The 20,555-nt window shown below is 72.5% G+C and carries 23 protein-coding genes; 8 read left to right on the top strand and 15 right to left on the bottom strand.

Features of this window, described 5'->3' with window-relative positions; translation table 11 throughout:
• Positions 1-148: 148 nt before the first annotated feature.
• The gene (locus tag IPQ09_09475) at positions 149-601 is read left to right on the top strand and encodes a hypothetical protein (GenBank protein MBL0194430.1); all 453 of its coding nucleotides are present in this window, start codon (positions 149-151) and stop codon (positions 599-601) included.
• A gap of 149 nt (positions 602-750) precedes the next feature.
• Complete coding sequence (locus IPQ09_09470) at positions 751-1,524, top strand: hypothetical protein (protein ID MBL0194429.1); 774 nt, start codon at positions 751-753, stop codon at positions 1,522-1,524.
• A 12-nt stretch (positions 1,525-1,536) separates the two neighbouring features.
• On the opposite strand, the gene IPQ09_09465 is transcribed toward IPQ09_09470, so the two are convergent.
• Together IPQ09_09465 and IPQ09_09460 are read right to left on the bottom strand one after the other, a co-directional pair.
• Positions 1,537-2,577 carry a serine/threonine protein kinase gene (locus tag IPQ09_09465; protein MBL0194428.1) on the bottom strand — a complete coding sequence of 347 codons (1,041 nt, stop codon included), beginning with the start codon at positions 2,575-2,577 and terminating at the stop codon, positions 1,537-1,539.
• A 56-nt stretch (positions 2,578-2,633) separates the two neighbouring features.
• Complete coding sequence (locus IPQ09_09460) at positions 2,634-4,205, bottom strand: serine/threonine protein kinase (GenBank protein ID MBL0194427.1); 1,572 nt, start codon at positions 4,203-4,205, stop codon at positions 2,634-2,636.
• A 264-nt stretch (positions 4,206-4,469) separates the two neighbouring features.
• Here IPQ09_09460 and IPQ09_09455 point away from each other — a divergent pair, with 264 nt between their 5' ends.
• The 3 genes from IPQ09_09455 (at position 4,470) to IPQ09_09445 (ending at position 7,378) form a co-directional block, all read left to right on the top strand.
• On the top strand, positions 4,470-5,330 hold the full coding sequence (locus IPQ09_09455; GenBank protein MBL0194426.1) for a hypothetical protein: 861 nt from the start codon (positions 4,470-4,472) through the stop codon (positions 5,328-5,330).
• An 80-nt stretch (positions 5,331-5,410) separates the two neighbouring features.
• Positions 5,411-6,427: a hypothetical protein gene (locus IPQ09_09450; protein ID MBL0194425.1), complete on the top strand. Its 1,017-nt coding sequence runs from the start codon at positions 5,411-5,413 to the stop codon at positions 6,425-6,427.
• Positions 6,428-6,445: 18 nt separating this feature from the next.
• Positions 6,446-7,378, top strand: a complete 933-nt coding sequence (locus tag IPQ09_09445) for a DUF1565 domain-containing protein (GenBank protein ID MBL0194424.1) — start codon at positions 6,446-6,448, stop codon at positions 7,376-7,378.
• A gap of 1,544 nt (positions 7,379-8,922) precedes the next feature.
• Here IPQ09_09445 and IPQ09_09440 read toward each other — a convergent pair.
• From IPQ09_09440 to IPQ09_09430, 3 genes are all read right to left on the bottom strand, one after another.
• Positions 8,923-9,087: a hypothetical protein gene (locus IPQ09_09440; GenBank protein ID MBL0194423.1), complete on the bottom strand. Its 165-nt coding sequence runs from the start codon at positions 9,085-9,087 to the stop codon at positions 8,923-8,925.
• A 446-nt stretch (positions 9,088-9,533) separates the two neighbouring features.
• On the bottom strand, positions 9,534-9,755 hold the full coding sequence (locus IPQ09_09435; GenBank protein MBL0194422.1) for a hypothetical protein: 222 nt from the start codon (positions 9,753-9,755) through the stop codon (positions 9,534-9,536).
• A 490-nt stretch (positions 9,756-10,245) separates the two neighbouring features.
• Complete coding sequence (locus IPQ09_09430) at positions 10,246-10,410, bottom strand: hypothetical protein (GenBank protein ID MBL0194421.1); 165 nt, start codon at positions 10,408-10,410, stop codon at positions 10,246-10,248.
• Positions 10,411-10,704: 294 nt separating this feature from the next.
• Here IPQ09_09430 and IPQ09_09425 point away from each other — a divergent pair, with 294 nt between their 5' ends.
• On the top strand, positions 10,705-11,718 hold the full coding sequence (locus IPQ09_09425) for a hypothetical protein (GenBank protein ID MBL0194420.1): 1,014 nt from the start codon (positions 10,705-10,707) through the stop codon (positions 11,716-11,718).
• Between the two features lie 13 nt (positions 11,719-11,731).
• Here IPQ09_09425 and IPQ09_09420 read toward each other — a convergent pair whose 3' ends face one another.
• From IPQ09_09420 to IPQ09_09400, 5 genes are all read right to left on the bottom strand, one after another.
• A complete protein-coding gene (locus IPQ09_09420; protein MBL0194419.1) occupies positions 11,732-12,508 on the bottom strand; it encodes a hypothetical protein in 777 nt (258 codons plus the stop codon).
• A 70-nt stretch (positions 12,509-12,578) separates the two neighbouring features.
• Positions 12,579-12,947 carry a Rieske (2Fe-2S) protein gene (locus IPQ09_09415; protein ID MBL0194418.1) on the bottom strand — a complete coding sequence of 123 codons (369 nt, stop codon included), beginning with the start codon at positions 12,945-12,947 and terminating at the stop codon, positions 12,579-12,581.
• Entirely contained in the window at positions 12,937-13,587 is a 651-nt protein-coding gene (locus IPQ09_09410) for an LON peptidase substrate-binding domain-containing protein (protein MBL0194417.1), read from the bottom strand. The genes IPQ09_09415 and IPQ09_09410 overlap by 11 nt, the downstream gene beginning before the upstream one ends.
• An 85-nt stretch (positions 13,588-13,672) precedes the next feature.
• Positions 13,673-14,347, bottom strand: a complete 675-nt coding sequence (locus IPQ09_09405; GenBank protein MBL0194416.1) for a hypothetical protein — start codon at positions 14,345-14,347, stop codon at positions 13,673-13,675.
• An 85-nt stretch (positions 14,348-14,432) separates the two neighbouring features.
• Positions 14,433-15,428, bottom strand: a complete 996-nt coding sequence (locus IPQ09_09400) for a hypothetical protein (GenBank protein ID MBL0194415.1) — start codon at positions 15,426-15,428, stop codon at positions 14,433-14,435.
• A gap of 343 nt (positions 15,429-15,771) precedes the next feature.
• Here IPQ09_09400 and IPQ09_09395 point away from each other — a divergent pair, with 343 nt between their 5' ends.
• Positions 15,772-15,927, top strand: a complete 156-nt coding sequence (locus tag IPQ09_09395) for a hypothetical protein (protein ID MBL0194414.1) — start codon at positions 15,772-15,774, stop codon at positions 15,925-15,927.
• 82 nt (positions 15,928-16,009) lie between these two features.
• Positions 16,010-16,705, top strand: a complete 696-nt coding sequence (locus IPQ09_09390; protein MBL0194413.1) for a glycerophosphodiester phosphodiesterase — start codon at positions 16,010-16,012, stop codon at positions 16,703-16,705.
• 62 nt (positions 16,706-16,767) lie between these two features.
• On the opposite strand, the gene IPQ09_09385 is transcribed toward IPQ09_09390, so the two are convergent.
• The 5 genes from IPQ09_09385 to IPQ09_09365 all read right to left on the bottom strand — a co-directional run bounded on the left by IPQ09_09385 (position 16,768) and on the right by IPQ09_09365 (position 20,517).
• Complete coding sequence (locus tag IPQ09_09385; GenBank protein ID MBL0194412.1) at positions 16,768-17,466, bottom strand: SDR family NAD(P)-dependent oxidoreductase; 699 nt, start codon at positions 17,464-17,466, stop codon at positions 16,768-16,770.
• Positions 17,463-18,044 (bottom strand): GTP cyclohydrolase I, encoded by a 582-nt coding sequence (locus IPQ09_09380; GenBank protein MBL0194411.1) that lies wholly within the window; start codon positions 18,042-18,044, stop codon positions 17,463-17,465. The genes IPQ09_09385 and IPQ09_09380 overlap by 4 nt, the downstream gene beginning before the upstream one ends.
• 62 nt (positions 18,045-18,106) lie before the next feature.
• Positions 18,107-19,276: an FtsX-like permease family protein gene (locus tag IPQ09_09375; protein MBL0194410.1), complete on the bottom strand. Its 1,170-nt coding sequence runs from the start codon at positions 19,274-19,276 to the stop codon at positions 18,107-18,109.
• A 108-nt stretch (positions 19,277-19,384) separates the two neighbouring features.
• Entirely contained in the window at positions 19,385-19,810 is a 426-nt protein-coding gene (locus tag IPQ09_09370) for a hypothetical protein (GenBank protein MBL0194409.1), read from the bottom strand.
• Between the two features lie 5 nt (positions 19,811-19,815).
• A complete protein-coding gene (locus IPQ09_09365; GenBank protein MBL0194408.1) occupies positions 19,816-20,517 on the bottom strand; it encodes an ABC transporter permease in 702 nt (233 codons plus the stop codon).
• Between the last annotated feature and the right edge of the window lie 38 nt (positions 20,518-20,555).

The raw sequence follows: 20,555 nt of genomic DNA, 5'->3' as shown, positions 1-20,555 counted from the left end.
GGCGCGCCAGTGGCGCGGGCAGAGCCAGCGCGCGAGGCGATCCGAAACCTCTGAAACCCCCTGGGATTCGGCGTTCTCCGTGCCCCCGTAGAGCGCGACGAGCGCCTTCGCGTGGGCGCGCGCGGCGACTCGCGGTACCGTGTCTTCCATGGGAGCGAGGCAGGGTGGCGTCGTGGTGCGGCACCGCGGAGACCACGGGGACGTGCGCGCCTTCGTTGGCGTCGCGTCCATCGAGGCGCTCGCGCCCATGCCCAAGACGACGCCGGTCGTCGGTGGGACACTCCCCCTCGTAGGCGTCGCGGCGGTCTCCGGCGCGCTCGTCCCGGTGTTGGATTTGGGCTGCGGGGCGCGCCACAGGTCGACCCGCCCACCCGTGGTGGACCGCGCCGCCACCGCCGCCTCGCGCCCGCTCCTGATTTGCCTGCACGAGGGTGAGCGGCTCGGCCTCTCGGGCGTGGAGGTCGTCGCGGTAGGCCACTTCGACGAAGCTGCCGGCGGCGGCGCGGTGATCTTCGAGGGTGAGGCCGTCGAGCAGCTCGACCTCGGCGCGCTCGTCGCCCACCTCCGCGCCAAGCCGTGGGCGGGTCGCGTCCGGGGTTGAAGGCCGGCGTATGCGCGGGGCCAACGTGGGCGCCGGGTCCTACGGGTTGAGATTGGTCAGAATCTTCTGACCCCAGCCACGTCAAGCTAGAGTCCACTCTGCCCGAGCGTCGCCCCGTGCGCGCTCCCCCCGTGGTTCAAGTTTGGAGAATGAACATCATGAAATCGCTGTATTTTTCGCTTGCCTCGCTCGCCCTCGGGGCCTCGTGCTGGCTCGCTTGTAGCTCCGACACCACGACCGCGGCCGACGCGGGGCCGCCGGGCACGCCCGGCACCGTCAACCCTCAGGCCGCAAAGTCGAGCTCCACCACCCTCGTCGGTGGCGTGTCCAAGGCGGTCGACGGCAACGACGGCAACGCCTCGCTCGCGCTGCTCATCCAGGGCGCCCAACAGAGCCAGAGCGTCGTGACACCCTCGGCCGGTGGCGGGGCCGCGAAGCCCTCCAACGTGGCGCTGCGCGACTTCGTCGGCCAGGTGTCTCAGGCGATCACCAGCTGCGAGGGCGCGTGCACGGGCACCACCTGCGACTTCAAGGGGTGCGGCACCGAGACCCCGCAGAGCAGCGTCACGATCTCCGGCGTGCTCTCGTGGACCGGCGGGAACCTCAAGTGCGTAGGCCTCACCTACGACATCTCCGCGGCGACCACGGGCGGCAGCAAGACCAAGATCACCCTCGACTGCGACGTGCAGGCGTCGGCCTCGTCGCTGAAGGGCTTCGTCAAGTCGACCGGCAGCACCTCGCTCAACCTCGGCGACTCCGGCGCGCCCGCGGGCGTGGGCACGGTCGCGTGGACCTCCGACACGACCTTCAACGACGTCAAGTACACCGCGGGCAAGCCCACCAGCGGCAGCGTGAAGGTCGCGGCGACGACGAGCGTGGCCGGCCAGACCTACACGGGCAGCGCCGAGATCACCTTCCCGTAGCGGCCCTCTCGCTCAGCGCAGCGTCCAGTGGAGCGCGGCGAGCAGCGCCGCGCCGGCCACGACCCCGGCCGCGATCGATGGGAGCAGCGCGAAGAAGCGGCCTCCCTGGGGCTCTTCGAGGGTCGTGCGGGCGTAGGCGGCGCCGTCGGACCGCGCCCCCGCCGCCTCGCGCTCGACCTCGAGCCCTGGGCGCGTGAAGGCGGGGACCTTCGTGGCGATCGGGCCGTCGCCCGTCGCGATCGCCGCGTCGAGCAGATCGCGGAAGTGCCTCGCGCTCGCGGGGCGCGCCGCCGGGTCCTTCGCGAGGGCCCGCGCGACCAGCGCCGCCACCGCCTCGGGGATCTCGGGCACGAAGCTCCGCAGCGGCGGGAACGCGCCGCGGCCCTTCGCCGCGCCGGTCTCGGCGAGGGTCTTGCCGGGAAAGGGGAGGCGCCCGCTCAACATTTCGTAGAGCACCGACGCCACCGCGTAGAGGTCGGCCTTCGCCGTGACCCGCTGGCCGAAGAGCTGCTCGGGCGCGGCGTAGTCGATCGTCCCGACGAACTCGCCGGCCTTCTCGCCAGCGTCGGCGACGATGCCGAAGTCGATGAGCTTGAGCGCCGCGGCGCCGTGCTTCGGTTGGTGAAGGAAGATGTTCTCCGGCTTCACGTCGCGGTGCACGACGGGCGTGTCGTGGGTGTGCGCTGCGTGGAGCGCCTCCAGGAGCTGCCGCGTGATCTCGTAGGCCTCCGCGGGACGTACGCGGCTCCGGCTCAGCAGCAGATCGCGCACGGTGCGCCCCATCAGGCGCTCCATCACGAAGAAGGGCACGCCGAACGCGTCCTCGTCGAAGTCGTACACACGCACGATGTTGGGGTGGTCGAGCTGGGCGAGGATGCTCGTCTCGGCGAGGAACATCGCCTTGGCGCGGCTGCTCCGCGCGAGATCGAGGCTCATGCGCTTGAGCACGCCGGCGATCTCCGGCGGCTTCAGGACCTCGTACACCACGCCCATGCCGCCCTCTCCCAGCTTCGAGAGGAGCAAATACTTCGTGCCAGGGAGGACCTGCCCCACCCCGGGAGAGTGCGCTTCGGGCGGCAAACAAGCGGTCGGCGGCATCGCGCCGCTGCTCATGGCGAATCTGCCAGCATGCGCGCCGCGATCAGGGAGCCGGCGCCAAGCACGACGAGCACGCACGCGAGCGCGATCGTGCGCCGCTGGGCCGCGCTCTGGAGGCGCTCGGCGTCATGGGCCTCTCGCGCCGCGTCCACCGCGCTCGCCACCTGTTCGGGCTCGGGCGCCGAGGTGGCGCCCGGAGACGAGCCCGCGGAGGACGGGGCGCGCTCTGCACCGGGGGCGAGCAGCGCGGTGCCCGTGGGGCCGGTCGGGACGTCGGGGTTCCCCATGCGGGCCGTGCCGTTCATGCGGGCGGTGCCGCCCGGGCCTGCGTTGCCAGGGCCTTCGGGCGCGCGCCCGGGGAGCGCGGTGCGCGTGGTGGCCGCGCGTAACCTCGCTTTTTCTTTCGCGATATTCATCGCGTGCGCCATCACGTCGAAGGTGTCGCCGCCGTCGTTCGCCGCCGTCTGGTAGACCACGTCGTCGCTGAACGCCGCCGATCCGCCGGTGTGCGTCTGTCCGCGGAGGGTCGGGTTGAGCGCCCGCCGCGCGGCCTCCAGGACCTCCGGTGGCGGTCCGCCGGGCACAGTGTGCTGGTCGAGCTCGCCCACGGTGATGGGCGCCTCGTAGAGCGGCGGGATCGCGAGCAGCTCTTCTTGGGTCATCGCGGCGACGTCGCTGAGCGGCGCCGAGCGCGCCGTGGCCTCCGGGCACTCGAGGAGGCGGTTCGCCAAGAGGTCGGCCGCGGGCCGCTTCGAAGGATCGAGCGACAGCGTGTCGGTCAGCACGAGCGACAGCGCGTCGCTCACGCGCGGGCCCACGTCCGAGACGAGCGGCGCCGGCACCGTGACGCGGTGGAGCGGGTTCGGGAAGTCCTCGTACGCCCGCTTCCGCGTGAGCATCTCGAAGGCCACGAGCCCCAGCGCGAACACGTCCATCTTCGCGTCGACGGGCTCTCCCAGGATCTGCTCGGGCGCCGAGTAGAGCGGCGTGCCGCAGTAGCCCTCCGGCGTGGGATCGCTCGCGAGCTTCATCACGCCAAAATCGAGCAAGATCGCCCGAAGTTCGCCGCGATCTTTGAAAATGAGGATGTTGTCGGGCTTCACGTCGCGGTGCACGACGCCCCTCGCGTGGACCGCCTCGAGGCCGGCGGCGAGCTGGACGACGATCGGGATCACCACGCTCGGCGCGAGCGGCGCCTTCTTCGCGATGAAGCTCGCGAGGCTCACGCCCTCGACCTTCTCCATCATGTAGAACGGCGTGCCCTCGTCGAGGCGCCCGGCCTGGAGCACCCGCACCACGTTCGGGTGCTGCAGCTTCGCGAGCACCTTCGCCTCGCGCACGAAGCGGTCGACCAACCCGGCGTGGGCGCGCGCGATCTCGGGGAGCAGCAGCTTGACGACTCGGGTGACGCCGAGGTTCTGGTCCTCGACCTCGTAGACCTCGCCCATCGCGCCTATCCCCAGGCAGCGAAGCACACGGAAGGCCTGCGGCCCCGCGCGAAGCACGTCGCCGCGCCCATAGGTCGCTCCGGCCCTGCCAGAGCTCGAGTCGGTGGAGGAGGCGAGGCCGGTGGTCGAGAGCATGGGGCGGGCGCGGCGAGGCGGGCGGCGGGCGGCGGTGGGCGTGCGCGAAGGGGGAAGGAGCGGGAGCCGCGGAGACGTAGCGCACCGCTATCCCCTAACGCTGGAGGCTATCGGCCCCGCGCGACCGCCGCAACGGGCCGCTTCGGCCCCGCGAGTCGGTCGAGGGTGTCGTGGGCCCGATACGTCGTGGGTTCGACTTCTCCGGGGCGAGGCGTCTACACTTCGCCGCGGGGGGCGATCCGCCCGTCCACCATGAACCCGCCCATGAAGACCAAGCCCTTTCCCGGCGAAGAGAACCTGCCGAGCGAGCTGCTCGACACGGCGCCCGGGCGCCCCGCGCTGCTGCAGGGCGGGCATCCCTCGGAGGCGCCGGTGCCGGACGGCTACTTCGACGAGCTGCTCGACGCCGCGCGAGGCACGCCCGCGATCCCCGAGCGCCCCGACTCGGCCGGCGCGAAGAACGCGCGCTTCTCGGGCGGCGCGGGCGTGCCTCAGCGTGTGCGCGACAAGACCCAGCCGACCGGAGAAGTGCTGGTCGAGCCCCTGCCGATCGCGGAGGCCCGCGCGCACGCGCTGGCCACCGCCAACCCCTCGCGCGAGGTCGACCTCGAGGCCTTCGTCCGCGACGCCGACGTCAGGCGGGCGGCCACGGTCCCCTCGCTCCGCGTCCGCGAAGCAGAAGAGGCCGCGGAGGGCGCGGCCCGCCGTCGCCGTCGCCTCGTCGGGGCCGTCTCCGGGGCGCTCATGGTGACCTTCGGGGCGAGCGTGGTGTACTATTTTGTTAATAGAAACATGGGTGTGAGCCCGTTGATCGCGGCCGCGCCGAGCGCCTCGAGCGTCCCGTCCGCGGCCCCTCCGCCCGCTCCGCCCGCGCCGTCCGTCGCCGCGTCGCCGAGCGGGCTCGCCTCGGCCGTCGTCACGCCGCCGGGGCCCTCGGCAGGAGCACCCACGGTCGCCGCCGTACCTCCGCGCGCGGTCGCGCCGAGCGCGGCGACGGTCGCGCCTGCGCACGTCACGGCGGCTGCCACCGCCCCGGGTCCCACCGAGCCTGGGCCGCGCCCGTCGGCCACCGCCTCCGGATCGGTCGAGCCGGTGCCCACCTCGTCGAAGATGAGGCCATTTTGAGGAGAACGACGCGAACGCCGCCGGCGCGCCGAGCCCCCTGTGACGATGAGACCGTCTCGATGAAGCAAGTGGAGAGATCCGTGAAGAGCTCGTGCACCACCAAGGCCGCCGCCCTCGCCCTCGTGGCGTTCTACCTGGCGCTCGCGCCCCACGCGCTGGCGGGCCCCAAGGACGAGGACCTGAAGAGCCGCCGCGCGCAAGCCGCCAAGCTGCACGAGGAGGGCGCGCAGCTGTTCACGAAGGGCGACTACGAGGGCGCTCGCGCCAAGTTTCGCGAGGCCTACGCGCGCGGACAGAACCCGAATTCGCTCTTGAACCAGGCCGAGGCCACGATCCGCACGTACCACTACCTCGAGGCCGCCGCGCTCCTGAAGAGCTACCTCGCGCTGCCCGAGAACGACAAGGTGACGGCCTCGGATCGCCGAGACGCGCAGGCGCTGCTCGACCAGGCGAGCACCAAGCTCTGCGCGCTCGACCTCCGCGCGCTGAGCTGCAAGGTGGACGGCACACCCGGCCAGGGGCTCGTGCTCGTCGAGGTCGGGGAGCACCTCGTCCGCATGCAGGGGCCGAAGGGCGAGAAGCTCAAGCCGGTGAAGTGCGCGGCGAACGAGACCGTCGTCGTGACGTACGAGGACCCGCCGGCGGATGGACCTCCCCTTCCCGCGGTGCCGAGCCCCGGGCCTGTCACGCCGCCGCCCGCTGAGGCGGGCGAGAAGGGCAGCTGGCTCTTGCCCGGCGTCCTCGCCGGGGTGGGGCTCGTGGGGCTCGGCGTGGGCGCGACGTTCCACTTCGTGGGCGTGGGCTCGCGCGACGACGCGACGGGGCTCCAGCGATCTGGCGTGTGCGCAGACCGCGCGAGCGCGGGTTGCGTGGCGCTCTCGGACAAGCTCGACGCCGCCTCGACCCAGCGGACCGTGAGCGCGGTCGGGCTCATCGGGGGCTCGGCGGCGCTCGGGGCCGCTGTCGTGAGCGTGCTCATCATGCGCCCGTGGGAGACCCGTCCGAGGACGCCGACGCACGGCTTCCTCCGCGGCCCCACGCTCGCCCCCACGTTCGCTCCCGGCTACTCGGGCGCTTCGATCTCCGGTTCGTTCTGAGCGCCCAGGAGCCTCGACATGAAGAAGATCATTGCACTTGGGCTCGCGACGACCACCGCGCTCGTGTTCGCGGGGTGTTTTTCGATTCCGTCGCTCTGCGACAACGGAACGTGCGACGCCGAGTCGGACGGAGGGGTGGGAGAGGGCGGGGTCGGGGAGGGGTCGGTGGACGGGGGAGTGGACGTGGTGGTTCCGCCCGGGTGCGAGACGCCGAACGAGCCAGTGAAGAACCCTGAGAAGTGCCTAGTGGACAGCTACGGAGTGTACGTGTCGCCGAGTGGGGACGACGGGAACCCCGGGACGAGGACGAAGCCCTACAAGACGGTGGGGAAGGGGCTCTCTGCGGGTCGCGGGCGGGTGGTGGTGTGCGAGGGGACGTACGCGGAGAGCGTGGAGGTGAAGAGCGACGTGGAGGTGTACTCGGGAGTGACGTGCGACTTCGGGAAGGCTGGAGGGCGAGCGAAGGTGGTGGGGACGAAGCCCGAGTACGCGGTGAAGGTGGGGAAGGTGACGGCGACGCTGGCGGAGCTGGACATCGAAGGAGCGGCGGGGACGGCGGGGTCGCGTACGAGCGTGGGAGTGTGGGCTGTGGAGGCGGTGAAGGTGAGCCTTCGGAAGGTGGGAGTGGAGGCGAAGGGTGGATTCGGTGGGGAGGCTGGAGCGGGCGGGACGACAGGGACGTACGCGACGGGGAACGGGAACGGGAACCCGGCGAGCGCGAGCGCGGGGGGAGCGGCGAAGCCGTGCACGTGCAGCTCGGGAGGCGGATCCGGAGGAGGGGGCGGCGGCGCCCCGTTGATCACGGCTGGGAGCGGAGCCGAGGCGCTCGGCGGAGTGGCGCCGACCGACGGAGCGGGTGGAGTCGCACTAGCGAGCTGCGTAGCTGCGGAGCCGAACGGCTCGGGGAACACCGGAGCAGACCGAGCCGAGGAGCGCCAGCTGCGAAGGTGACGACGCCGGGAGGGATATCCGGGAGCGGGAGGGGACGCCGTCGGAGGCGGCCGCGGGAGCGAGCGGACTGCCCGGTCAAGGGGGTGGCGGCGGTGGGTCACGCGGGGCGGACAGCTTTGGAGGCGGAGGCGGCTGCGGGGGATGCGGGGGTACGGGAGGGAAGGGGGGCAAGGGCGGAGGCGGGAGCATCGCGCTGCTGAGCGTGAGCTCGCACGTGACGATGACGAACGTGACGCTCACGGCCGCTGCCGGGGGGACCGGGGGGTACCGGGGGTACCGGGGGTACCGGGGGCGGGGGCGGACTTGGTGGGGTGGCCGGTGGCGGAACGCCGGGCTGCGGCGGGGGAGACGGCGGGAAGGGCGGAGCGGGCGGAGCGGGAGCGGGCGGAGCGGGCGGGATCTCGGTAGCTGTAGTCTACAAGGGAACGAAGCCGACGGGAGACGCGACGCTGAAGGCGGGAGCGGGGGGAGCGGGAGGCGTGGGAGGAGCGGCGGGAGTGAATGACGGCCCCGCGGGGCTGTCGCAGTCCGAGCTGGAGGTGGCGCCGTGAGGCCGGGGGTGGCGCTGTGCGCGTTCGTGCTGGCGGGCCTGGTTTCGGGGTCGGGGTGCACGACGAACAACTATTACGTGACGGAGGCTTCGGACGGAGGGGTGGGAGAGGGCGGGGTCGGGGAGGGGTCGGTGGACGGGGGAGTGGACGTGGTGGTTCCGCCCGGGTGCGAGACGCCGAACGAGCCAGTGAAGAACCCTGAGAAGTGCCTAGTGGACAGCTACGGAGTGTACGTGTCGCCGAGTGGGGACGACGGGAACCCCGGGACGAGGACGAAGCCCTACAAGACGGTGGGGAAGGGGCTCTCTGCGGGTCGCGGGCGGGTGGTGGTGTGCGAGGGACGTACGCGGAGAGCGTGGAGGTGAAGAGCGACGTGGAGGTGTACTCGGGGGTGACGAGCGACGTCGGGAAGGCTGGAGGGCGAGCGAAGGTGGTGGGGACGAAGCCAGAGTACGCGGTGAGAGTGGGGAAGGTGACGGCGACGCTGGCGGAGCTGGACATCGAAGGAGCGGCGGGGACGGCGGGGTCGCGTACGAGCGTGGGAGTGTGGGCTGTGGAGGCGGTGAAGGTGAGCCTACGGAAGGTGGGAGTGGAGGCGAAGGGTGGATTCGCTGGGGAGGCTGGAGCGGGCGGGACGACGGGGACGTACGCGACGGGGAACGGGAACGGGAACCCGGCGAGCGCGAGCGCGGGGGGAGCGGCGAAGCCGTGCACGTGCAGCTCGGGAGGCGTGACCGCTGGGGCCCGAGGCGGCGCTCCATTGGATACGGCTGGGAGCGGGCTCGAGGCGCTGGGCGGAGTGGCGCCGACCGACGGAGCGGGTGGAGTCGCACTAGCGAGCTGCGTAGCTGCGGAGCCGAACGGCTCGGGGAACACCGGAGCAGACCGAGCCGAGGGAGCGCCAGCTGCGAAGGTGACGACGCCGGGAGGGATATCCGGGAGCGGGGAGTGGACGCCGTCGGAGGCGCCCGCGGGAGCGAGCGGACTGCCCGGTCAAGGTGGCGGGGGCGGAGGCTCACGCGGAGCGGACAGCTTTGGAGGCGGAGGCGCCTGCGGGGGATGCGGGGGTACGGGAGGGAAGGGGGGCAAGAGCGGAGGCGGGAGCATCGCGCTGCTGAGCGTGAGCTCGAACGTGACGATGACGAACGTGACGCTCACGGCCGCTGCCGGGGGTACCGGGGGTACCGGGGGTACCGGGGGTACCGGGGGTACCGGGGGCGGGGGCGGACCCGGGGCGGCTGGAGGTGGCTCGCTCTCCGGCTGCGGCGGGGGAGACGGCGGGAAGGGCGGAGCGGGCGGAGCGGGAGCGGGCGGAGCGGGCGGGATCTCGGTAGCTGTAGTGTACAAGGGAACGAAGCCGACGGGAGACGGGACGCTGAAGGCAGGAGCCGGGGGAGCGGGAGGCGTAGGCGGAGCGGCGGGAGTGAATGACGGCCCCGCGGGGCTGTCGCAGTCCGAGCTGGAGGTGGCGCCGTGAGGCCGGGGGCGGGTGCGAGACGCCGAACGAGCCAGTGAAGAACCCTGAGGAAGTGCCTAGTGGACAGCTACGGAGTGTACGTGTCGCCGAGTGGGGACGACGGGAACGCGGGGACGAGGACGAAGCCCTACAAGACGGTGGGGAAGGGGCTCTCTGCGGGTCGCGGGCGGGTGGTGGTGTGCGAGGGGACGTACGCGGAGAGCGTGGAGGTGAAGAGCGACGTGGAGGTGTACTCGGGAGTGACGTGCGACTTCGGGAAGGCTGGAGGGCGAGCGAAGGTGGTGGGGACGAAGCCAGAGTACGCGGTGAAGATAGGGAAGGTGACGGCGACGCTGGCGGAGCTGGACATCGAAGGAGCGGCGGGGACGGCGGGGTCGCGTACGAGCGTGGGAGTGTGGGCTGTGGAGGCGGTGAAGGTGAGCCTACGGAAGGTGGGAGTGGAGGCGAAGGGTGGATTCGCTGGGGAGGCTGGAGCGGGCGGGACGACGGGGACGTACGCGACGGGGAACGGGAACGGAACCCGGCGAGCGCGAGCGCGGGGGAGCGGCGAAGCCGTGCACGTGCAGCTCGGGAGGCGGATCCGGAGGGGGGGCGGCGGCGCCCCATTGGATCACGGCTGGGAGCGGAGCCGAGGCGCTGGGCGGGGTCGCGCCGACCGACGGAGCGGGTGGAGTCGCCCTAGCGAGCTGCGTAGCTGCGGAGCCGAACGGCTCGGGGAACACCGGAGCAGAGCGAGCCGAGGGAGCGCCAGCTGCGAAGGTGACGACGCCGGGAGGGATATCCGGGAGCGGGGAGTGGACGCCGTCGGAGGCGCCCGCGGGAGCGAGCGGACTGCCCGGTCAAGGTGGCGGGGGCGGAGGCTCACGCGGAGCGGACAGCTTTGGAGGCGGAGGCGCCTGCGGGGGATGCGGGGGTACGGGAGGGAAGGGGGGCAAGAGCGGAGGCGGGAGCATCGCGCTGCTGAGCGTGAGCTCGAACGTGACGATGACGAACGTGACGCTCACGGCCGCTGCCGGGGGTACCGGGGGTACCGGGGGTACCGGGGGCGGGGGCGGACCTGGGGCGGCCGAGGTGGCTGCCCCGGGCTGCGGCGGGGGAGACGGCGGGAAGGGCGGAGCGGGCGGAGCGGGAGCTGGCGGAGCGGGCGGGATCTCGGTAGCTGTAGTCTACAAGGGAACGAAGCCCACGGGAGACGGGACGCTGAAGGCAGGAGCCGGGGGAGCGGGAGGCGTAGGCGGAGCGGCGGGAGTGAATGACGGCCCCGCGGGGCTGTCGCAGTCCGAGCTGGAGGTGGCGCCGTGAGCGAGCGTGAAGCGCAAGCGAGGACGCGAGCGCGCACGTGGCTTGTCCGGGCGGCGCTCGGGCTGACCGTGGGGCTCGTCACCTTGGCGGCGGGCGGCGCCGAGGCCCGCGCCGAGGATGCGTTCAGCGCAGAGGCCAAGCAGCGGTTCGACGAGGGCCACGCGCTCTGGGGGCGCGGCGAGCACGAGCAGGCGAGGCTCAAGTACGCGCAGGCGTGGGCGGTCCTGAAGGAGCCCGACGTGCTGTTCAACCTCGCGCGCGCCGAGCACCGCGTAGGCCACGTGCTCGGCGCGTACCACCACTTTCGCGAGCTCCTGAAGCTGCCGCAGACCGATCCCGCGCACACCACGCTCGCCAAGAAGCTCTTCGCGGACCTCGGCACGAAGGTGAGCCTCATCACTCTCGCGCCGGGCACGCCGCGCGGGACCCAGGTGCGCGTCGACGGCGTCGTCGCGGGCGAGGCCCCGCTCGCCGACCCCATCGCGGTGCTCGCCGGACCGCACGAGGTCGTCGTGACCTTCGGCCAGCGCCGGCGAAAGCGCCCCGTGGCGTGCCCCGCCGAGCGCACGGTGGTGGTCGCGCTCGAGGGCGACACGTCGCCGCCGCCGCCATCGCCGCCTCCCGCGGAGCGCGAAGCCGGGGCTTCGTGGACGGTGCCCGTGGTGCTCGGCGTGGTCGGCGTCGCCGGCCTCGGGGCGGGCGCGGTGATGGGCGCGATGTCGGCCAGCTCGGACGACGAGCTCCGGCTCCTCAGCGTCGGCGCGCCCTGCCCTCGGCCCGGGGCGCCCGGCTGCCAGCCCCTCGAGGACGCCGCGTCGAAGGCGTCGGGCCTCGGCACGGGGTCGATCGTTGGCTACGTTGGCGGCGGCGTGTTCTTGGGCGCCGCGGTGGTGTCGGCGCTCGTGCTGCGCCCGTGGGCTACGCCGAACCCGCGCGAGCGAGATCGCGTCAGCCTCGTGCCTGTCGTGGGCCCCGGCGGCGCGGGCGGCGCGCTGCTCGGTCGCTTCTAGCGGTCGCCCTCGGCTAGATCATTTCGGCGATCGCAAAGATAAGACCTATTGCGCCGCACACCAGCGAGACGCCCACGCAAATGAGGCCACCCACGAACCCCCAGAGCAGCCGCGACACGAGCTGCTCCTCGGTTTTGTTGGTGAGGATGAGCTCGTGCGCCTCGCCGTGACCGGCGCCCAATACGAGCTGGCTCGAGGGCGCCATGCGGTAGCCGTCGTTCACCGGCGGGCCGGCCTCGCGGCGTGAAGGTCCGAGCGCGTACAGAGGATCGTTCGGCGAGAGGACCTCTTCCGTGTAGCGCATCGACTTGTTGAAGCCGAGGAACGTCTGGGTGGAGTGGCCGCGCGAGGCGAGGAAGCCCTGAAGGTGCGGCGACGCGTCGTTGAACGTGCCGGAGCTCGCGACGTTCTGCGCGTCGAGGATGACCTCGGCCCCGTGGGGCACGATCTTCGCCATCTGACCCGAGCCGTCGTCCACGAAGAACTCGCGCTGGTCGGTCTCCTTGATGATGGTGGCCCAATAGCTGTTGCGGCCCGAGGAGCGGTGCTCGAGCACGGTGATGCGGCACCACACCGCGTGCCGACCGCTGAAGGGCGTCTGAAGTACGCCTTGCTCGCCCGGCACGATGCGACCCTTCACCTCGACGGGGCCGGCGCCCGGGGCCTGCGCGATCGGCGAGGTCGGCGTCTGCAGGATGCGCTGACGGCGCCGGAAGTTCTTGAGGTTGGCGGCCGTGATGATCACGCCCACGAGGAGCAGGATGCCGCCGAAGATGAAGAACGGTGCCATGGCGCCGAAGGTTAGCGCCTCAGCGCCCTCGCGCGCCAGGCGGCGGCGCGCCTCCGCGGGCGGTCCGCGGTCAAGGCGCGGCGCTCACCGTGAGGTCGAAGGTGTCCCAGACCGAGAGGGTGCCGTCGGGCTCTCTCCGCACCTCGAAGGTGCGCTGGTCGCCGCACAGCCCACGAGGGCTGCGCAGCTTCCCGTCGACGAGCTGGAAGACGTACCCGTGCACCGGACACACGACACACCGCCCGTCCTTCGTGCGGGGGCCCGGGCTCAAGCTGGCGCCGGCGTGGTTGCACGCGTCTTCGATCGCGCGCGGCACGCCCTCCACCATCGCGACGAGCACGTCGAAGGGCGGGTAGGGCATTCGCACGTGCGCCTGGCCTTCGAGGGCTTCGAGCGTGAGCGTCCCGACGAGCTTTGGCGCGCGGCCTTCAGTTGACATCGCGCCCCGCGCCGCTCTGCTGCCCGAGCGTGGCCGCTTGAACCATCAGCGCCTCCGTGACCTTCTGAGCGCGCACAGCCAAGCTCGGCTCCTCCAGGAGGGACTGGCGGAGCTCGGCGTCGACGACGAGCTGAAACGCGCAGAGCTCGACGAGGCGCGGCTCGGCTGGGTCGACGTGGAACGAGAACGATCGATCGTGGCCGCGCACGAGGCGCGCGAAGGTGGTCGCGGCGCTGAGGAGGGCCCTGCGGTCGGGCTCCGCGAGCTGGCCCGGCGCGTCGTGCAGCACGGTCGCGCGCGCGCGCCGGTAGGGTGGCTCGAACGCGAGCTCCTCGAGCTCGAGGCGCGCCAAGCCCTCGACGAGGATGTTCGCCCGCCCGTCCGCCAGCGCGTGGTGCTCGGTGATGATGCCGCCGCCAGCGAGTCTCGCGAGGCGCGGGAGGCCCTGCGCGTCGGTCCCGCGCAGCAGCTGCACGACGGCGAGCGCGCGGTGGGTGGCCATGCACCGCTCGAGCATCACGCGGTAGCGCGGCTCGAACACGTGCAGGGGCAGGCGCGCCCCCGGGAGCAACACGACCTCGGGGAGAGGGAAGAGCGGCAGGCAGGGGAGCGCGGCGATGAGGTCGGGCGGGGCGTCCAAAGGATCTCGACTTTACCGTTGCGCCACGAACGACGCGAGCGGTCGCGCCATCGTGGCGGTCGGCCAGGTCGAGCCCGCGCGCCGGTTAGTGCTTCTCTTTCAGTGAGTTGGAGTGCGCCGAGCGAATCGCCAGGTCCCACTCCTGCGCGCTGAGCAGGGGCGGCCCGTCGAGGCCGGCTTGCTTCTGGACGAAGGCGAGCTGGCCTGGGGTCATGTCCGAGACGAGCCCCTCGATGGAGGTGCCCGAGGGCGAGCGACAGATGATGCAGCTCGTGGTGACGAAGAGGTGGTCGCCCTCGACGCAGGCCGAGGTCACGTGGGGGGCGGCGACGTCCGGGCGGCCCAGGCTGACGGGCTGGCACGCGGGCTGCTCCGGCCCGCGGAACTGAAACTGGTGCGCGGTCACCGCCACGCGGCCGCTGGTCCCGCAGAACGCGCGCGTGCTCGCGCCGCATGGGCCGCCGAGCGCGGGCGCGTTGGTCTGGAGCTGGGTGAGAGGGAAGGGCGTCGGCTTCGCGGGCTCGGTCGCGGTGGGAGCGGGCGCCGGCGTGGCGACGGACGCGGTCGGGAAGAGGTCGGGGCGCGGACCGCTCGCCGACGGTCGCGGCAGCTCGACGGTGATGGGATCGGGGTGGGCGCAGGCGCCCATGGCCGGCGCTGCGGCGAGCGCGCCGAGCGCGGTGATCGCCCAGGCTCGCGCGGTCGAGCGCGCGCGCGAACGTGTGACGGAGATCCGGGCGACCACGGACGGGGAGCGCATGGCTCCACGCTACGCCCGCCCCGTCGGTGCGCAAGGCGCGCAAGGCGCGCAAGGTGCGCAAGGTGCGACCACCCCCCCGCCGTCTCTAGCGGAGCTCGCCGCGGGTGAGCTCGATCGCCCCGTCGACCGTCGCGCCCTCGTCGTCCTCGCCGTTGGGGTGCGCGACGCGCTCGTAGACGACCCGATAGCGGAGGTCCCCGCGTAGGTCGTGCAGCGGGACGACCGCCACGTACACGTCGCGCCCATCGGCGAAAGGCCGCGTGTCGGGCTCGGTCCCGTCGGCGGCCGACTCTCGGGTCCTCCTCGCGAGCCACGTGGTCCGCTTCGCCGAGTCCGACTCCACGACGAGGCGCAGTCTCCGGAAAATATCGCCGGTCGGGAGCGCGTGGCCGGCGCTTGCGCGGGTGAACGTGAAGACCGCCGCCGCGCCCTCACGACGCACCTCGATCCGCGCGGCCCGCCGCACGAGCTCGGCGCTGCGCGAGGCGAAAAACCGGTGATCCACGTGGCGTCCGCCGCCAGGCTCTGCGACCGAGGGCATGTGGCACCCGACGCACGGCGTGCCCTTGGCCGAGGCGATCGCGTGCTCGCTCATGGTCTTCTGCATGAGGCGCGATGGAGTCCCCGCGCCGTCGCTCGGGAAGGGGAACTCGTGGCAAGAAGCGCAGGCCGCGTCGGCGCGAGCGAGCGGCGTGCTCCCCGCGGGCGTGGGGGTCCGCCAGCGTCGTCCCCCCGGGTGGCAGGTGACGCACGCCACGCCGAGCTCCGACGCGGGCGGCAGCGGTCGCGACGCGTCGGCCTCGGGCGCGTGACACCGAGCGCAGAAAGCGAGCGGCTCGATGGTGTAGGCGAGCTGGAAGGTGCCGTGTCGGAACGCCTCGGCGTGGTTCGACGCGCGCCACTCCTGGCCGATGGCCTCGTGGCAGGTCGTGCAGCCCTCGTTCGCGAGGTGCGCCGCCTCGGGCCGCGGGCCGCCCGGCGCGTGCGGTGAGGACGGGAGCGACCGGCCACACGAGACGCCCAGCAGCGCCGCCACGAGGCCGGCGGTCAGCATGGCCGTGGCCGCGCGCGAGGTGCCCATCGGGAGAGCCTACCAGGCGCGGCGCGCCGTTGGAGCGTTCGGCGTTACGCCGGCTCGAAGAGCGTGAGCGCTGGTTCAGCGCTCGCGTCGAAGGTCACGCATACGCGACCAGGGCTCGTAGATCTCGATCACGTGGAGGGCGCGCGCGGACCGCTGGAGCCCGGCGTCACCCAGCTCGTCGAGCGCGTCGCGAAGCAAGGGAAGTGGCTGCGGGAGCGGCTCCTCGCGGGGGTCGTGGCGGCGTACGGGAGCGTGTCGGAGCGAGGGGCCGCGCTCGCGGGGCCGAGCCGCGGGAGCGGTCGCGTGGGCGCTCGCGCTCGAGGAGGTGTGGACGGCGTGTCGCATGCCGGCACCCAATCACCCGCGGCCCGCGCGGGGCAACTTCTCGGCGCGCTCACGCGCGCGCGGGCGCCTCGTCGTGCTCTACTCCGCGCATGGCAACACGAGCGGGACGCGGAGTGACTTCGTCGACCAAGCGCGCGCCGAGAGGCGCCCCTGAGAACGCCGAGGCTGAGCCCGACACCGCCGTCGGCCGCGTGCGGCGCTCTGGCAGGCCCGCGGTGGTCGGTCATCGGGGAGCGATGGGCACGAGCCCCGAGAACACGCTCGGCAGCTTCGCCCGGGCCGCCAAGCTCGGGGCCGACTGGATCGAGCTCGACGTGCAGCTCTCGCGCGACGGAGTGCCCGTCGTGATCCACGACGACACGCTCGCCCGCACCACGTCGGGTCGAGGGCCCGTGCGGTCGCGCACGCGCGCGCAGCTCGCGCAGCTCGACGCGGGGAGCTGGTTCGGCGATGCCTGGGCCGGCGAGCGAGTCCCCACGCTCGAGCAGGCGCTCGTGTGGGCCGACGGGGCGGGCGTGGGGGTCGAGATTGAGCTCAAGAACTGCCCCGTCGACACCCCGGGCATCGACGTCGCGGTCGTCGACTTGCTCACGAGCCTCGGCATGCTCGACCGCGCGATGGTGATCGGCTTCGACCACGCGCTGGTGAGGCAAATCAAGCTCCTATCTAGGCGTATTCTCACGGGAATTCTCTACGCGTGCCGTCCCGTCGACGAGCTGGAGATGGCGCGCCGCGCGAAGGCCGACGTGCTCCTCCCGCACTGGTCGTTCGTGACCGAGGCGAGCGTCGCAGCGGCGCACGGCGCCGGGCTCGCGGTCGCCCCTTGGACCACGTCCGATCGGGCGATCGTGCGCGGGCTGCTGGAGGCTGGGGTCGACGCCATCACCACCGACCACCCGGACGTGGTGCGCCGGCTCGTGAGAACCAGCTAGTCCAAGCCAGCGCCCACCCTCGTCGAAGACCTCTCGGACGCCGCGCGATGGTGAAGCGCAGCTCAGCCGAAGATCTCGATCGCGCTCCCGTTCATCGCGAGGGGCGCGTCGAGCGCGGCGTACACTACCGTGTTGGCCACGTCTTCCGGCTGCATCGCTGGCGCGAAGCCGCTGCCGTCGAGCATGGCCGTGTCGACCGAGCCAGGCAGGACCGACATCGCGGCGAGCGCGGAGCCGCGGAGCTCCTCGGCGAGCGCCTTCATGAAGCCAACGACGCCCCATTTCGCGGCGCAGTAGGCGGAGAGCTTGGGGGTTCCGAGCGTCGACGAGATGCTCGCGATGGCCACGAAGCGCCCCTCGCCGCGCTCGCGCATCGCAGGCAGCAGCGCGCGCGTGACGTGGAACGTCCCGTCCAGGTTGATGCCCAGCACCGAGCGCCACGCGTCGTCGGTGGTCGCCTCGACCGGTGCGCGCACCACGACGCCTGCGCTGTGCACCACCACGCGCGGGACGCCGAGCTCCGAGACCGCCCTGCGGCAGGCGTGGGCGACCCCGGCCGGGTCGGAGACGTCGCACCGCAGCGCGAGCGCTCGCCCTGCGGTCGCCCCGTCGAGCACCTCCCGCGCCGTCGCTTCCAGCGTGGCCTTGGTGCGCCCGAGCAGCGCCAGGTCGAGTCCTCGCGCGAAGAGGGCCTTCGCGACCGCGCGGCCGATGCCGCTCCCCGCGCCTGTCACGACCGCGACGCCGCGCGGCGCGCTCACAGGGCCCTCTGCCCGAGCCCGAGCACTTGGTGGGCCATGAGGCGCCCGCTCACGTCGCCCTCTGCGAACCCACGGAGGGCGAGGGTCTCGACGACGGCGCCGTGCGCGCGCTCGCCGCGGGCGACCATGCAGCCGTGGGTCAGCACCAGGCGGCACCCTACCCAGCGCGGCCGGAGCTCGGCGTCGAGCGCCTCGACCACGTCCTCGCCGAGCGCCTCCTGCAGCACGAGGCGCCGCGCGCACGCCTCGAGCACGGTCACGATCGTCCCGACGCCCACGAGCAGGCCGGCCGGCGCGAACGCCACCGTAGCGTGGCCGATCGCGGGCATCAGGTGGTGGGGGCAGGTGGTGGCGAGCCGCACGTCGCGCACGACGACGAGCTCCGCGGTCCCCTCGATCGCGCTCTCGCGGAGGAGCAGCTGCGGCGAAAGAGTGTATCCTGCACACAGTTCGTCGACGAACGCCTCGGCCACGCGTCGGCCCGTCTCGGCGAGCTCGGGATCGGCGTCGGGATCACGGCCTATGGCGCGGAGGAAACCTTCGATGTGGCTCGCGGCGGCGTCGCGGTCGACTTCCATGCTGGCATGCTCGCATGAGTCGACGTGAGCATCGAGGGTGACCGACGCGCCCGACGTCCGCGCTAACCTCGCATCGCGTCCATCGGATCGATCTGGGCGGCGCGCCACGCGGGAACGATCGAGAGCGCGGCGTACGGTCCGAGCACGGCGAGCGTGACCGCCAAGAGCTGCGCCGCGTCCACCTGCGGGGTGAGCGGCGCCTCCGGGTAAAGCACGCCGAAGCCCGCGAGGGCGGGACGCAAGAGCGGCGCGCCCGCCACGAACACCCACACGTACGCCAGCACGAGGCCCGCAGCGGTGGAGAAGGCGCCAACGAGGAGCGACTCGGAGAGCTTCGCCCAGAGCACCTCGCTCGTGCTCCAGCCCACGGCCTTCAGCACGGCGATCTCGCGCTGCTCGGCGTCGCCGAAGCCGCTCAGGCGGTCCCACGCGAGCACGAGGAGCACGAGCAGCACGGGCGCGGAGGCGGCGAGGACGATCCCGGAGCGACGTCCGAAGGCGAGCGTGTGCGCGCGCACGAGGAGCTTCTTGTCGATCACCCGGGCGTCCGGCATGCGCTCGAGCACGGTGCGCGCGACGATGGGGGACTCGTCGGGGTTCGCGAGGTCGAGCGCGAGGTCCGTGGCCTGGTCCTCGGCCATGCCGAGCACCGCGCGCGCGTCGTCGTTCGACATCATCACGACGTCGGTGGTGAACAGATCGATCCGCGAGTCGAACGTGCCCACGAGCTGGAGCGAGGGCGCGAGGGGGTTGGGCGACGGCAGGACCATTTGGTCGCCCACCTCGAGCCCGAGGAACTTGGCGATCCGCGCGCCCGCGACCATCTCGTGGGCGCCGGGCCGCAGGTCGCGCCCCGCGGCGAGCGCGCCCCCCACCGCCTCGAGGGAGGGGGCGTCCGGCGGCGCACCCATGACCACCACGTTCGACTGGAGGGCGGGCACGAACACGTAGCCCCATACCCGTGGCCTCACACGCCGCACGGAGTCGATGCGCGCGAGTTTGTGTGCAGACTGCATGGAGATGACCGCCGGCCGGCCGCCTACGAGGCGCGAGACCACCACGTCCGGCAGGGCGTCGCGGGCCGCGGTCGACTCTGCGCGCAGCGCGTCCGCGAGGAAGAGGACGGCGGCCACGAGGGCCACGGCGAACGTGAGCCCACCGCCGGTGGCCACGGCGCGAGCTCTGCGCCTCGCGACGGCGCGGAGCGCGAACGCGAGCAGGCCGAGGTTCACGGCGCCACCTCGCCCTCGGCTCGGGCTCGCCATCGACCTTCGTTCATGCCGCGGTCGCTTCGGTCGGGTGGCATAGACACGCCGCGTGCCGCTGGCTCGTTTGGGGGTTCATGGCCGCGCCTCGCGGCCTTTGGTCTTCGCGGGCGCCTCGCGGGTGTAGGCGCCCGCGAAGGTCTCGCGTGGCACCCCGACGAGGCCGCCCGCCGGATCGGGATCGGGCAGACCCGGGCCGTCCGCGAAGGCGGCTTGTGGCTCCTCGAGCGAGAGAAAGCGGAGGTGGCGCGAGCCTCCAGCGAAGGCGAGATCGGCGGACGGCAGGCGGCTCACTACGAGCCGCTTGGCGGGCGCGCGGGCGGCCTCGGCGCGTCGCGCGAGCGAGGCGTGCGTCCCGAGCGCCGCGATGGTGAGGGGCAGCGCGACCAGCATCCCGGCGGCGACGATGCCGCGGCCGGTCGAGAACCCCGCGCGCGCGCGGTGTGTGGCGTCGCCCGCACCCCCCGCCTCGGCCGCCTCGGCGCTGGCCAGATCAGCCATCGGCCTCAGCCACCGGCCATCGGCATGAAGAGCATGAAGAGCTTGGTCAGCAGGAAGTCCGCGATGAGGATGGAGATGCTCACTGCCACCACGGTGCGCGTGGTCGAGAGGCCCACGCCCTCGGTGCCGCCCGAGGTGCGCAGGCCGTAGTGGCACCCGACGATGCCGATGATGAACCCGAACACCGGCGTCTTCAGGAGACCGCTGAAGAAGTCACCCATCTTGATGACCTCGAGCGCCGAGAGCACGAAATTCTTGGGCGCGATCCCGAACTGGGCGGCGCAAATCACGATCGCGCCGACGGTGCCCAGGATCAGCGCGTACACGCTGAGCACCGGCATGATGAGGACGCTCGCCAAGACCCGCGGGAGCACGAGCTTCTTCGCCGGATCGGCGCCGAGCGCGCGGATCGCGTCCACCTGCTCGGTCACGTTCATCGCCCCGACCTCGGCCGTCATGCCGCTGCCGATGCGCCCCCCCACGATGACGGCGGTGAGGGTGGGCGCGAGCTCGCGGAGGAACGAGAGCACGATGACTCGCGGGATGTACTCGAGCCCACCGAAGCGCTTCAGACCGAACGCGAACTGGATCGTCATGACCATGCCGATGAAGATGCTCGTCACGCTGACGATGCCCATCGACTTCACGCCGAGCATTTCCATCTGGTGGAGCGTCGAGCGCGTCTCGAAGGGTCGCTTCCAGAGCATGCGGAAGGTGCGCGCCGAGAGCACGGTGACCTCGCCGA

The organism is Myxococcales bacterium (assembly GCA_016720545.1).
Lineage (GTDB): Bacteria > Myxococcota_A > Polyangia > Polyangiales > Polyangiaceae > JAAFHV01.
Note: the sequence above shows the minus strand (reverse complement) of the source record. Positions and strands in the feature narration are given on the sequence as shown.

Excerpts from the sequence above, each read along its gene's own strand:
- IPQ09_09475 (MBL0194430.1), top strand. The coding sequence starts at position 149 with ATGGGAGCGAGGCAGGGTGGCGTCGTGGTGCGGCACCGCGGAGACCAC.
- IPQ09_09470 (MBL0194429.1), top strand. The coding sequence starts at position 751 with ATGAACATCATGAAATCGCTGTATTTTTCGCTTGCCTCGCTCGCCCTC.
- IPQ09_09460 (MBL0194427.1), bottom strand. The coding sequence starts at position 4,205 with ATGCTCTCGACCACCGGCCTCGCCTCCTCCACCGACTCGAGCTCTGGC.
- IPQ09_09455 (MBL0194426.1), top strand. The coding sequence starts at position 4,470 with ATGAAGACCAAGCCCTTTCCCGGCGAAGAGAACCTGCCGAGCGAGCTG.
- IPQ09_09445 (MBL0194424.1), top strand. The coding sequence starts at position 6,446 with ATGAAGAAGATCATTGCACTTGGGCTCGCGACGACCACCGCGCTCGTG.
- IPQ09_09435 (MBL0194422.1), bottom strand. The coding sequence starts at position 9,755 with ATGTCCAGCTCCGCCAGCGTCGCCGTCACCTTCCCTATCTTCACCGCG.
- IPQ09_09420 (MBL0194419.1), bottom strand. The coding sequence starts at position 12,508 with ATGGCACCGTTCTTCATCTTCGGCGGCATCCTGCTCCTCGTGGGCGTG.
- IPQ09_09415 (MBL0194418.1), bottom strand. The coding sequence starts at position 12,947 with ATGTCAACTGAAGGCCGCGCGCCAAAGCTCGTCGGGACGCTCACGCTC.
- IPQ09_09405 (MBL0194416.1), bottom strand. The coding sequence starts at position 14,347 with ATGCGCTCCCCGTCCGTGGTCGCCCGGATCTCCGTCACACGTTCGCGC.
- IPQ09_09400 (MBL0194415.1), bottom strand. The coding sequence starts at position 15,428 with ATGGGCACCTCGCGCGCGGCCACGGCCATGCTGACCGCCGGCCTCGTG.
- IPQ09_09395 (MBL0194414.1), top strand. The coding sequence starts at position 15,772 with ATGCCGGCACCCAATCACCCGCGGCCCGCGCGGGGCAACTTCTCGGCG.
- IPQ09_09390 (MBL0194413.1), top strand. The coding sequence starts at position 16,010 with ATGGGCACGAGCCCCGAGAACACGCTCGGCAGCTTCGCCCGGGCCGCC.
- IPQ09_09380 (MBL0194411.1), bottom strand. The coding sequence starts at position 18,044 with ATGGAAGTCGACCGCGACGCCGCCGCGAGCCACATCGAAGGTTTCCTC.
- IPQ09_09370 (MBL0194409.1), bottom strand. The coding sequence starts at position 19,810 with ATGGCTGATCTGGCCAGCGCCGAGGCGGCCGAGGCGGGGGGTGCGGGC.
- IPQ09_09365 (MBL0194408.1), bottom strand. The coding sequence starts at position 20,517 with ATGCTCTGGAAGCGACCCTTCGAGACGCGCTCGACGCTCCACCAGATG.